The sequence below is a fragment of the Rathayibacter sp. AY1F4 genome (assembly GCF_002931775.1).
Taxonomy (GTDB): domain Bacteria; phylum Actinomycetota; class Actinomycetes; order Actinomycetales; family Microbacteriaceae; genus Rathayibacter.
On sequence record NZ_PSVE01000042.1, the window covers coordinates 1 to 11,271 of the forward strand.

Below are 11,271 nucleotides of genomic sequence, written 5' to 3' on the forward strand. Positions count from 1 at the left end.
AAGACGATAAGTGACTCAGCGACCCCCGGAATCGGCGCGGGCCCAGGACCAGGAGCGGGACAACGGAGCCGGTACCCCGCCTGTGGAGGGACGAACCGCCGGCGAGCGCGGGCTGGTGCTCGGCTCAGGAATCGCGCAGACAGCGGTGTGCGAGCCCGCGCTCGCCGGCGGTTCGTCCCTCCACAGGCGGGGTACCGGCTCCGTTGTCCCGATCCTGGTCACGGGCCCGGCCCGATGTCGGTGGTCGCTGATTCAATACATGTATGAGAAGTTCGGGTGACGCGATGCAGGCGGTCGAGGCGGTGCAGGCGGGCGAGACGACGCGGACGCTCGACGCGGTGCGCGCGCTCGCCGGTCTCGCGGCGGGGCTCGCCCGCTCCTCGGCACCGGTGCTGCTCGCGGGAGCCGTCGCCCTGCACACGGCCTACGGGGCGGCGTTGCTCGTGCCGGAGTCGTTCGCGCGGGGGAGCCGTCTCTCCCGGAGCGAGGCGGGAGACCTCGTGGAGCGCTCGATCCGAGCCGAGTTCGCGACGGCGCTCGGGATGTCGGAGCGCGCGGCGTCTCGACGTCTCGAGCATGCTCGGCTCCTCATCGAGGACCTCCCGGCGACCCGTGCCCTCCTGGCCGAGGCCCGGATCCTCTGGGAGGCCGGCGAGGTCGTCTGCGCCGCCGCCGCGACCCTCCCCGCTTCGTCGCGCGCGCCCTTCGACGAGCGGGCGGCCGCCGCGGCGCTCACGCAGACGCCCACCCAGCTCCGCCGGACCGTGGCGCGGTTGCGCGACGAGCTGCACGAGCAGCCGTTCACCGAACGCCACGCCCGCGCCCGCGAGGACCGCAGCGTGTGGCTCGGAGCCGAGGCCGACGGCATGGCCACGCTCTGCGCCCTGCTGCCGGCCCCGGTCGCGGTCGGCGCCTACAACCGTCTCGACCGCATCGCCCGCTCGCTCCGCGACGGGGCGGACGCGGCGAGGATCGGGTTCGGTGCAGGTGCAGGTGCAGGTGCAGGTGCAAGTGCGAGTGCGAGTGCGAGTGCGAGTGCGAGTGGGAGTGCGAGTGCGAGTGCGACTGCACAGAGCGGTGCTGGTGCCCGTGGCGATGCTCCGGTGGCAGTCGGCGCGCGGACGGACGCTGGTGCTGGTGCTGGTGCTGGTGCTGGTGCTGGTGCTGGTGCTGGTGCTGGTGCTGGTGCCGAGCTCGGCGCGGAGACGGGTGGCGGCGCCGGTGGAGACGCCGACATCTCCCCCGGCGACGGCCGGACGCTCGCGCAGCTGCGGGCCGACGCCCTCGTCGATCTGCTCATCGACGGCGACATCTCCGCAGACGGATCCTCGGGAGAAGGAGCGAGCGCGGTCTCCGCCTCGGTCTCCGGAATCCACGCCTCGGTCTCCGAAATTCCCGCCTCCGTCTCCGGAGTCCGCGCCGACGTGCGCCTCACCCTGGCCGCCAGCACCGCCGTCGGCCTCGACGACGCGCCGGCCGAACTCGACGGCTACGGTCTGGTCCCCGCCGACGTCGCCCGGGAGCTCGTGCGCACGGCGGCCGCCTTCACGCGGGTGCTGACCGATCCGGACACGGGAGTGGTGACGTCGGTCGGCAGGACCCACCGCGTCCCACCCCCTCGGATGCGCCTCCAGCTGCAGCTGCGCGACCGGACCTGCCGGTTCCCCGGCTGCACCCGCTCGTCCTCGACGGCCGAGGCCGACCACACCCTCGAGTGGCGGAACGGAGGCGAGACCGCCCTCGGCAACCTGGCCTCGCTCTGCGTCGCGCACCACCACGTCCGCCACGGCGACCGCTGGACCTACGCCCTCCATCCGGACGGCACCGTCGTCTGGACGACCCCCACCGGCCGTCGGATCACCGACCGACCGCGGGCGCTGCCCGGGGCTCCGCTGCCGCCCACGCAACGACCGACGCCGCTGTCGGCAGAAGAGCCGGAGCCGGAGCCGGAGCCGCAGCCGCACCCGCTGCCACCACGATCCTCGTCCTCGCAGTTGTGGTCATCGCGACCGTCGTCACCTCGGGCGTCGCCCTCGGTGCTGGCGCCGACGCGGCCGCGGTTCGTGGACGCGTCTCCGCCGTTCTGATCCGCAGCCCGACCTGCCGGGCGATCCGACACTCCGTCGGCCGCGAGGCGGTGCATCGCCGTGCCTGGACACGCCCAGGCGCCCTCGCGCTCTCGCACCTCCGGCGCCGCGAGGTCCGTCGGCACGTTCGCGCTTCGTCGAGCCCCGTGTGCCGGGGCTCCGAGCTCCGAGCTCCGAGCTCCGAGTTTCGAGCTTCGAGCCTCGGGCCCCGAGTCCCGAGCCCCAAGCCCCAAGCCCCGTGTCCCGTCGCGCTTCGGCGCTTCGGGGCGTCGGCCCCCGCGTCCCGGTCCGCCCGCGTCCCGGTCCGCCCGCGTCCCGGTCCGCGCCCGTCCCGCTCCGGCTGGCGGACGCCCCCGCCACGCAGGAGAGCCGTCGAACTCGGAAGATCACGACCGGACGAGTTCCACGTGGTTCACGCTCTCCGCCGCCCGCCGCGTCCGTCGGCGGCCCGCCGCGTCCGTCGGCCCACTCCTTCCCTGTTCTCTCCTGCCCTGCTCTCTCCTGCCCCGTCCGGTCAGGAGCGTCCGGCCGCGGCGACCGCTCCACGCCACCCGTGCCTCCGCCCGTGCCGCCGCCAGACCTCACCGGATTCCGCTGCGCGCGAACCCCTGCACGAAGTAGCGCTGGAAGCACAGGAACAGCAGCACCATCGGCAGCACCGACACCAGCGCCAGCGCCATGCTCGCGCTGTAGTCCGGCGTCGACTGGCCCTTGAGGTAGAGCAGGCCGATCGGCAGCGTGAACAGCTCGTTGTCCTTCAGGGCGATCAGCGGCCAGGCGAAGTCGTTCCAGCTGCCGAGCAGAGTCAGCAGGATCAGGACGGCGATCAGTGGCTTCGAGAGCGGCAGCACGATCTGCAGGAACACCCGCAGGTGCCCCGCGCCGTCGATCCGCGCCGCCTCGATCAGCTCCTCCGGGATGGAGAGGAAGAACTGCCGGGCGAGGAAGATCCCGAAGGCCGCCGCTGCTCCGGGCAGGATCACCGACCAGTAGGTGCCGTATATCTGCAGTCCGGTCACGAGCTTGAACTGCGCGACCATGATCGCCTGCACCGGGATCATCATCGTGGCCAGTGCGAGCAGGAACAGCAGGTTCCGCCCGGGGAAGCGCAGCCGCGCGAAGCCCCAGCCGGCCAGCAGGTTCACCACGACGGTGAACAATGTGACGAACGCCCCGATCACGACCGAGTTGACGAACCACTCGCCCACGGGGAAGCGCGCGAACACCGTCGCGAAGTTCTCGAACGAGATCTCGCTCGGCCAGAAGCGGGGCGGGCCGGGCGCGAACACCTCGCCGCGCGGCGAGAAGGCGATGACGAGCATCCAGTACAGCGGGAAGAACACGACCGCCGAGGCGACGATCGCGACGACCAGGCGGACGACGAGTCCGGAGCGGGAGCCGTCGCGGCGGGAGGGGCGCCGGCGCGGGGTCTCGCGGGCGGTGGCCGCGGCGACCGCGGCGGGCGTGGTGACGGTGGAGGACGACATGAGGGCTCCTAGTCGACGAGGTCGCGCGTGCGGCTCGTGCGCCACTGCAGATAGGTGAAGGCGAGGGAGACCAGCAGGATGACGACGCCGAGCGCGGCGCCGTAGCCCTGCTCGCGGACCTGGAAGCCGTTGCGGTACGCGTAGGTGCCGAGCACCGACGTGGAGAAGCCGGGTCCGCCGCCCGTCATCACGAAGACGATGTCGAAGACCTGGAACGAGGCGATCACGTTCATGATCAGCAGGAAGAAGGTGGACGGGCCGACCAGCGGCACCGTCAGTGCGCGGAACTGCTGCCAGCGCGTCGCTCCGTCGATCCGCGCGGCCTCGTAGAGCTCGGGCGAGACGCTCTGCAGGCCCGCCAGGTAGATCACCATGTTGAAGCCGATCCGCAGCCACACCGCGGTCAGCATCACCGAGATCATCGCCGCGGAGCCGTCCGACTGCCACGCGACCGGCGAGGCGCCCAGCGAGCTCAGCACCTTGTTCACGATGCCCGAGGACTCGCTGAAGATCGTGACCGCGATCATCCCGGAGGCGACGCCCGAGATCACCAGGGGCAGCACGATCACCGTGCGGAAGATCCCGCGCGCGGGCAGCACGGAGTTGAGCAGCACGGCCAGGCCGAGGCCGCCGGCGAGCTCGAGCGGCACGGTGACCGCGGTGAAGAGGAGGGTGTTGCCCAGGCTCTGCCAGAACACCGGGTCGGCGCCCATCCGCAGGTAGTTCGCGAAGCCGACCCACTCGGGCGTGCCGAAGCCGCGCGACTCCTGGAACGAGAGCTGGATCGCCCAGAGGATCGGCACGAACAGGAACAGCGCCATCAGGAGCAGGTTCGGGCCGACGAAGCCGAAGCCGGCGAGGGCCTCGCGCCTGCGGGCCGACCGCGGCCGGGCGGAGGAGCCCGCCCGGCCGCGGAGGGTGGTGGCGGTCATCAGCTGGTCGCCTGCTGGATGGCCGCGTCGAGGCCGGAGAGGGTCTCCTCGGTGCTGCGTCCGCCGACGAACGCCTCCTCGAGCTGGTCCTGCATCGCGACCGAGATCTTCGCGAGGAACGGCGAAGTGAGCTGCTGCACGTCCCGCGGGGTGATCGTCGCGGCCTGCTCGACGAACACGGGCATCACGTCCGGGCGCACCGCGAACTCGATCGACGCGGGGTCGATGTCGGACCGGGTGGGCAGCTCGTTCGTCGCCGCGCAGAACTCGGCCATGGTGTCGGCCTGCGTCATGAACGAGAGGAACTCGGTCGCGAGCTCGGGGTTGTCGGTGTCGGCCGTGGCGACGAGGGCGTTGCCGCCGAGGTCGGTCGCGCCGCGCTCGTCGACGGGCATCGGCGTGGCGGTCCACTCGAAGTCGGCGAGGTCGTCGATGTCCGGCACCAGGAAGGACCCGGCGAAGGCCATCGCCGCGGTCTGCTCCGTGAAGAAGGAGTCGGCGTAGGTGGCGGACTTCACCGAGCTGGTCGGCGGGACCCAGTCGTTGTCGAAGAAGCTCTTCGTGAAGTCCAGCGCCTTCGCGCCGGCGGCGGAGTCGATCGCCGGAGTGGTGCCGTCCTCCTCCAGGAGCGTGCCGTCGGCCTCGAACAGCCAGCTCAGCCAGCGGGGCGTGCCGCCGAGCTGCCAGTTGTAGACGAACGGGTACTGCTCGGCGGGCAGGCTCGCGCGCAGCTTCGCGGAGGCGTCGGCGAACTCCTCCCAGGTCCACGCCTCGTCGGTGGTGGTCGGCACGTCGGTGATGCCGGCCGCCGCGAGCAGCTGCGTGTTCACCAGCAGCGCCGACACGTCGGTCTGGTGCGGGACGCCGTAGGGCTTCCCCTCGAAGGAGACGGCCTCCTGGAACGCGGGCGTGAAGGAGTCGAAGTCGCCGATCCGGTCGGTCAGGTCGAGCAGCTGCTCCTGGCTGGAGTAGACGCCGAGGTTGCCGTAGTCGACGCGGAACACGTCGGGGGCCTCGCCCGACGACAGCTGCGCGTCGATGTTGCTGAACATCTGGTCGTAGGGGACGACGTTGAGCTCGACGCTCGCCCCCTCGTGCTCGGCCTCGAAGTCGGTGATCAGCGACTCGAAGGCCGCCTGCTCGGACTCGCTGGCCCAGGTGGTGAAGGTGATCGAGTCGGCGTCGGCCGAACCGCCGCCTCCTCCTCCGAAGCCGCTGCAGCCGGTGAGGGCGGCGGTCGACGCCAGGACGGCGGCGAGAGGGATGAATCGTCTGCGCATGGGTGGTCTCCTGCTGTGAAGGGTCGGACGGGGGCGGGGTCGGAGGGCCGCGTCAGGCGGGGCGGCGGAGGGCGGTCTCGACGAGCGAGACGAGGCCGTGCGGGCCGAGCTGGCCGGCGAGCAGGTTGAGCGGAGTGGGGACGGGCAGCGCCGAGGCGGCGCGGCCGAGGCGGGAGGCGGGCACGGGGGCGGCCTCGCGCTCCTCCGGCTCCGGGTCGGCGAGGGCCAGCGCGACAGTGGCGGCCACGTCCTCGACCGCGCGGACGCAGCCGAAGCGGATGATCCGCTCGTCGTCGATCAGGGCCTCGCCGTAGCCCGCGCGGAACGCCGAGCGCTGCACGTCGCTGATCGGCCGCGAGTAGATGACGCCGAGCTCGATCAGGAGCAGGTCGGCCTCCCGCGGGGCGACGGTGGCCTCGTCGAAGTCGATCAGCCAGGGGCGGCCGCTCTCGTCGATGACGACGTTGCCGGGATGCGGGTCGCCGTGGAGGGGCACGCGGGAGGTGGGCGTGCGGGCGCGCTTCAGCCGCCGCTCGGCGCCGGCGAGGGCGTCGAGGCGGGAGCGGTTACCGCGCCAGAGCGCGGTGAGGAGGGGGCGGGACTCCGGCTGCGCGTCGATCCTCTCGTCGGTCTCGGCGAGGAGGTCGGCGAGCGGACGGCGGACGCGGCGGATGCCCCGCCGCACGGGAGGCGCGAGGGTCGGGGGCTCGGCGTCGTGCACGGAGCGCAGGACCGCGCCGAACCCCTCCCAGTCGAGGGCGTCCTCGCCGGAGTCGACCGCGTCCTCGCCGAGGATCCACGGCGCGACCGAGACCCGCAGCCCGCGGTCCTCCGCCCAGGGGCGCCCGTCGGAGGCGCGGTGCGGCGCCGCGACGCCCGGCACCCCCGACTCTCCCAGCGACGCCGAGAGCGCGAGTCCGAAGCGCCCGTCGCGGGCCGACGCCTTGACGCTCCACAGCGCCCCGGAGCCGTCGGCCGCGCACCAGACGCGCGCTCCGTGGTCGAGTCCGCCGACGACGGGCTCCAGGTCGACGAGGCCGACGCCGAACTCGCGGCGCACCAGAGCGCGCGCCCACGCGCCCGCCTCCTCGATCGTGTCCATCCCGCTCATGCTGACGTGCGGGCGCCCCGCGAGCAGGTGCTTGCGCGATCGGTGATCGTAGGCATGGGTGCGGGCTGAGCCGCGTCTCAGGCTCGTGCCCCGGGCCGCCCGACGAGGAACCACGCCATCGACCCCAGGAAGGGCGCCACCACGACGGCGATCGTCCACAGGCCCTTCCGCAAGGGATCGAGGCCGGAGCGGAGGACCTGCGCGACCGCGAGGATCGCGACTCCGAGATACGCGGCCCCGCACAGGGCGGCGACCACGCTGGTGCCGAGCAGTGACATGTCCATCGCCCGACGCTACGCGCGGCGCGGCGCTGCCGGATCCGCCGCGGGGCGGAGACTCCCGGCGATGCGCAGCGGGCCTCGCTCAGCGGCCGATGACACCGGTGATCGTCCGCGCGCCGTCGGCGGGGAAGAGGGCGAGCCGCTGCTCCGTCCCCTGCTGCCGGACCGTGAGAACGGGAGCCGCGAGCGCGTGACCGTGGTGGTAGCCCGTCACCGACTCGGGGGCGTCCCCGGCGGTGAAGGACAGGAACGCGATCGGCGAGAGGTCCGCGTCGGCGCGGAACAGCGAGAGCGCCCTCGCGGTGACGACGGCCAGCAGCACGGGGTCCGGCTTCGCCGCGCGCAGCGCCGGGAGGTCGACCGCGGCTCCGGCGACCGCGAGCGTCCGCAGCGAGGCCAGCGTCTCCGGAGTGTTCAGCACCGCGGTGACGCCGCCGTCCGGATGCTCGGCCCGCAGCCTCTCGAGGCTCGGCCGGGACCACCGCTCCTCGACGCGCCGCCGGAGCCCGAAGCCGAGCACCGCGACGATCACCGCGGCCACCGCGAGCACCACGCCCCACCCTCCGTAGAGCTGGAACGCCCGGGCACCCGACCACGCCGCCGCGACGACCACCGTCGCCCCGAAGAACGCCTCGCTCCCGAGCGACCGCAGCCGGGTCGACTGCACTTCCTGCGTCACGAGCGCTCCTCCGGGTCGGGCGGACCTCCAGGCGGGATCACGTCAGCGCATGATCGCACCGGCGCCTCCGGGTCGGGCGGGGATCCACCCCTCGCGCGGAAGGCCGGCTCAGCGCCCGCGGCGCGCCCGCGGATCGGTGAGGAGCCGGACCGGGGGGAGGTCGGCCAGGTCCGGGGACACGAAGCCGAGCACGTCGGAGTGGTGGTCGGCGGAGGCCCGGCGGAGAAAGGACCAGCACTTGAGCGAGGACGGGCGCCGGTCGAGGGGGAGGGGAGCGGCCTCCACGATGATCACGGTGCCGGAGCGGTGCAGGATCCGCACGGGCACGCGGCTCTCGCGGCCGTCGACGGTCCAGCTGGAGACGCCGCGGATGCGGCCGTCCTCGCGGTCGACCCCGACGGTGAGGACGCTCCGGAAGTCGTCGGACGCGGCGCCCATGCCGATCTGGAAGTCCCCCTCCGCGCCGTCGAGCACGAAGGCGACGTCGAGTCCGCGGCGGTGCCGGACCGTGAAGGTGGCGAGCAGGGGACCGCTCCCGAACCTCGGGGCCTCGTCGCGGGCCTGCCGGACACGCTGCTCCGCGTCGTCCCTGTCCATGGAGCCACTCCTGCCGTTCCGGCGGAGCGGGGCCCGCGCGCCCGTCGAGCCTAGGGGGAGCGGGAGGGCCTGCGGGTCAGCGGGCGCGCGGCAGGGTCACGCGGAACCGCGCTCCCACCGGTCCCGCCTGCGCCACGAGGTCGCCGCCGAGGGCCCGGGCCAGCCCGCGGGCGATCGGCAGGCCGAGGCCCGAGCCGCCGTCGGCGCGGTTGCGGGCGTCGTCGAGGCGGACGAGGCGGTCGAAGACGCGCTCGCGGTCGGCCTCGGCGATGCCGGAGCCGTCGTCGTCGACGGTGATCGTGACGGAGTCGGCGGCCGCCTCGACGGCGACGTCGATCCGGGAGCGGGCGAAGCGGGCACCGTTCTCGAGGAGGTTGCCGAGCACCTGGGCCAGCCGGTCGGCGTCGGCGCTGACCAGGAGCGGCTCGGCGGGCCGCTGCAGCTCGATCGCGAGGCCCGGGCGGCGCAGCTCCTGGCGCTCGATCGCGGCCTCGGCGATGCCCGCCGGGTCCAGCGGACGCGACTCCAGAGCCAGGCCCTCGTCCAGCCGCGCCATCAGCAGCATGTCCTGGATGAGGCGGCCCGCGCGCAGCGACTCCCGCACGACGTGCACCGAGAGGCGCTCGCGCTCCTGCTCGCCGCCGTCGCCGCGGACGAGGGCGTCGGCGGCGGCCTGGATGCCGGCGACCGGCGTCCGCAGCTCGTGCGCGGCGTCCGAGACGAACGCGCGCATCCGCTGCTCCGCCGCGAGGGCCGTCGCCTCGGCGGCGAGGGCGCTGCGCTCGGCCTGCTCGAGGTCGTCGAGCATCTCGTCGAACGCGGTCGCGGTGCGGCCGAGCTCGGTCCGCGGACGGGAGGGGCGCAGCCGCCGCCCGCGGTCGCCGTGCGCGATGTCGCGGGCCACGTCGGTCATCCGCTCCAGGGGCCGGAGGGTCGCGCGGACCACGACGATCAGCGCGAGCGCGGCCAGCAGGAGGAACACGGCCGACGCGCCGAGCAGGATCCCGTTCAGCTGCGCGAGGGTGCTGCCGACCGATCCGGCCTCGCTGGTGAGCTCGAGGCGGGTGCCGTCGCTGAGGGTCGACTCGAGGGTGATCAGCTCGTCGTCGGCGGCGACGCTGCTCGAGACGACGGTGACGGCGGCAGAGGCGGCTCGGGGCGAGACGGCTCCGGAGGAGGAGCTCGTGCCGGGCGGCGACGGCGGCTCTCCGAGCTGGTCGGCGGCTCCCGGGCCCAGGCGCAGCTGCTCCGGGCTCGGCCCGGCCACGACGTCCTCGCCCTCGGGGCTCGTGATCCGCACCGAGACGCCCTGCGCCGAGAGGCGGGAGGCGAGGGCGTCGTCGGCGATCGTGCCGACCAGCGCGGCGGCGGCGGAGGCACGGTCCTGCAGCCGCTCCTCGATCTGGTCGCGGAGGCGCTCGCCGAGCACCGCCTGCACCGTCGCCGAGAGGGCCAGGAGCAGAACGGCCAGCAGCGCGAGCACGGCCAGGACGGTGCGGAGGCGGAGGGAGCCGGTCCGCAGGGCGCCCGGCTGGGAGCGGCTCACGCCTCCACCCGGTAGCCGAGGCCGCGGACGGTGTGCACGAGCCGGTCGCCGTGCGCCTCCATCTTCTTGCGGAGGGAGCTGAGGTGCACCTCGACGAGGTTCGGGTCGACGTGGTCGTAGCCCCAGACCTGCGTGAGGATCTGGGTCTTGGTGAGGGTGCGGCCGCGGTTCCCGGCGAGGAAGGCGAGGAGGCGGAACTCGGTCGCGGTGAGGTCGAGGGCGACGCCGCCGCGGCGGGCGCGGCCCGACTCCGGGTCGACGACGAGGTCGCCGATCTCGACGACGGACGGGACGCGGCCGCGGCGGCGCAGCACGGCGGTCACGCGCTTGACGAGCTCGGCGAGCACGAACGGCTTCACCACGTAGTCGTCGACCCCCTCGTCGAAGCCGCGGAGGCGGTCGTCGACCGCGTCGCGGGCGGTGAGCATGATCACGGCCGCGTCGCTGCTGCGGCGGATCCGCTCGGCGAGCACGATGCCGCTCGGGCCGGGGAGCATCCAGTCGAGGATCACCAGGTCCGGAGCGAAGGTGCTCAGCTCGCGGGCCAGGTCCTCGCCGGAGACGAGACCGCGGACCGTGAAGCGCTCGCTGCGCAGCGCGGTCTCGACGGAGGAGCGGATGGCGTCGTCGTCCTCGATGAGGAGCACACGGGCGGAGGAGGGCATGTGCTCGAACCTAGGGGCCGCGGATCGGGGCGCACCCGGCGTCTGCTGTGGAGGGTCTGTTCTTAAGTCCGGCTTCAGATTCGCCTTCGAATCTGAGATGGAACCGGCCGCAACCGATCCCGAACGGGGTCGGCACCGGGCCGGAACGAGGAGACACCCATGACCGAGTCGACCACCCCCGCCGAGAAGGGCTCGAGCTTCGGGCCGCGCCGTCCGAAGAAGCGCGCCCTGACCATCGGCATCGCCGTCGGCGCCCTCGGACTCGTCGCGCTCGGCTCGACCGCCGCGTTCGCTGCGACGCCGTCGAGCACGCCGACCTCCAGCGCCACCCCGCTGCACTCCACCTCGACCGACGCTCCGTCCACCGGTGCGCCGTCGACCGGTGCGCCGTCGACCGATGCGCCCGCCGAGGGCACCGCTCCGACGCCCCCGAGCGACGGCTCGGCGCCGACTCCGCCGACGGATGCGCCGACCCCGCCCGCCGATGGCTCCGCGCCGACGCCGCCGGCCGACGCGCTCGAGACGGTAGGGGACAGTGGTGAGGGTGGGAGACATGGTCAGCCTTTCACTCCGGATCCGAGATCGGTCGAGACGAAGTAGCGCTGG

Annotated in this window: 11 protein-coding genes; 2 read left to right on the forward strand and 9 right to left on the reverse strand. The window is 73.6% G+C overall.

Features of this window, described 5'->3' with window-relative positions; genetic code table 11:
* The first annotated feature begins 263 nt into the window (after positions 1-263).
* Entirely contained in the window at positions 264-2,087 is a 1,824-nt protein-coding gene (locus C5C59_RS16755; RefSeq protein WP_104239654.1) for an HNH endonuclease signature motif containing protein, read from the forward strand.
* 581 nt (positions 2,088-2,668) lie between these two features.
* Here C5C59_RS16755 and C5C59_RS16760 read toward each other — a convergent pair.
* The 9 genes from C5C59_RS16760 to C5C59_RS16800 all read right to left on the reverse strand — a co-directional run bounded on the left by C5C59_RS16760 (position 2,669) and on the right by C5C59_RS16800 (position 10,665).
* A complete protein-coding gene (locus tag C5C59_RS16760) occupies positions 2,669-3,574 on the reverse strand; it encodes a carbohydrate ABC transporter permease (RefSeq protein ID WP_104239655.1) in 906 nt (301 codons plus the stop codon).
* An 8-nt stretch (positions 3,575-3,582) separates the two neighbouring features.
* A complete protein-coding gene (locus tag C5C59_RS16765; protein ID WP_104239656.1) occupies positions 3,583-4,506 on the reverse strand; it encodes a carbohydrate ABC transporter permease in 924 nt (307 codons plus the stop codon).
* On the reverse strand, positions 4,506-5,786 hold the full coding sequence (locus C5C59_RS16770; RefSeq protein WP_258062815.1) for a sugar ABC transporter substrate-binding protein: 1,281 nt from the start codon (positions 5,784-5,786) through the stop codon (positions 4,506-4,508). The genes C5C59_RS16765 and C5C59_RS16770 overlap by 1 nt, the downstream gene beginning before the upstream one ends.
* A gap of 52 nt (positions 5,787-5,838) precedes the next feature.
* On the reverse strand, positions 5,839-6,888 hold the full coding sequence (locus tag C5C59_RS16775) for an aminoglycoside phosphotransferase family protein (RefSeq protein ID WP_104251327.1): 1,050 nt from the start codon (positions 6,886-6,888) through the stop codon (positions 5,839-5,841).
* An 86-nt stretch (positions 6,889-6,974) separates the two neighbouring features.
* A complete protein-coding gene (locus tag C5C59_RS16780) occupies positions 6,975-7,181 on the reverse strand; it encodes a PLD nuclease N-terminal domain-containing protein (RefSeq protein ID WP_104225196.1) in 207 nt (68 codons plus the stop codon).
* Between the two features lie 79 nt (positions 7,182-7,260).
* Positions 7,261-7,857: a hypothetical protein gene (locus C5C59_RS16785; RefSeq protein ID WP_104238799.1), complete on the reverse strand. Its 597-nt coding sequence runs from the start codon at positions 7,855-7,857 to the stop codon at positions 7,261-7,263.
* 108 nt (positions 7,858-7,965) lie between these two features.
* A complete protein-coding gene (locus tag C5C59_RS16790; protein ID WP_104238798.1) occupies positions 7,966-8,454 on the reverse strand; it encodes a hypothetical protein in 489 nt (162 codons plus the stop codon).
* A 76-nt stretch (positions 8,455-8,530) separates the two neighbouring features.
* A complete protein-coding gene (locus C5C59_RS16795) occupies positions 8,531-10,000 on the reverse strand; it encodes a cell wall metabolism sensor histidine kinase WalK (RefSeq protein WP_104238797.1) in 1,470 nt (489 codons plus the stop codon).
* Positions 9,997-10,665: a response regulator transcription factor gene (locus tag C5C59_RS16800; protein ID WP_104238796.1), complete on the reverse strand. Its 669-nt coding sequence runs from the start codon at positions 10,663-10,665 to the stop codon at positions 9,997-9,999. Before C5C59_RS16800 ends, C5C59_RS16795 begins: the two co-directional genes overlap by 4 nt.
* Before the next feature lie 159 nt (positions 10,666-10,824).
* On the opposite strand from C5C59_RS16800, the gene C5C59_RS16805 reads away from it, so the two are divergent.
* On the forward strand, positions 10,825-11,265 hold the full coding sequence (locus tag C5C59_RS16805; RefSeq protein WP_104251328.1) for a hypothetical protein: 441 nt from the start codon (positions 10,825-10,827) through the stop codon (positions 11,263-11,265).
* Positions 11,266-11,271: the final 6 nt, after the last annotated feature.

What these genes read in the sequence shown, in the direction of transcription:
- C5C59_RS16755 (WP_104239654.1), top strand. Translation starts at nt 264, where the DNA reads ATGAGAAGTTCGGGTGACGCGATGCAGGCGGTCGAGGCGGTGCAGGCG.
- C5C59_RS16760 (WP_104239655.1), bottom strand. Translation starts at nt 3,574, where the DNA reads ATGTCGTCCTCCACCGTCACCACGCCCGCCGCGGTCGCCGCGGCCACC.
- C5C59_RS16765 (WP_104239656.1), bottom strand. Translation starts at nt 4,506, where the DNA reads ATGACCGCCACCACCCTCCGCGGCCGGGCGGGCTCCTCCGCCCGGCCG.
- C5C59_RS16770 (WP_258062815.1), bottom strand. Translation starts at nt 5,786, where the DNA reads ATGCGCAGACGATTCATCCCTCTCGCCGCCGTCCTGGCGTCGACCGCC.
- C5C59_RS16775 (WP_104251327.1), bottom strand. Translation starts at nt 6,888, where the DNA reads ATGGACACGATCGAGGAGGCGGGCGCGTGGGCGCGCGCTCTGGTGCGC.
- C5C59_RS16780 (WP_104225196.1), bottom strand. Translation starts at nt 7,181, where the DNA reads ATGGACATGTCACTGCTCGGCACCAGCGTGGTCGCCGCCCTGTGCGGG.
- C5C59_RS16790 (WP_104238798.1), bottom strand. Translation starts at nt 8,454, where the DNA reads ATGGACAGGGACGACGCGGAGCAGCGTGTCCGGCAGGCCCGCGACGAG.
- C5C59_RS16800 (WP_104238796.1), bottom strand. Translation starts at nt 10,665, where the DNA reads ATGCCCTCCTCCGCCCGTGTGCTCCTCATCGAGGACGACGACGCCATC.
- C5C59_RS16805 (WP_104251328.1), top strand. Translation starts at nt 10,825, where the DNA reads ATGACCGAGTCGACCACCCCCGCCGAGAAGGGCTCGAGCTTCGGGCCG.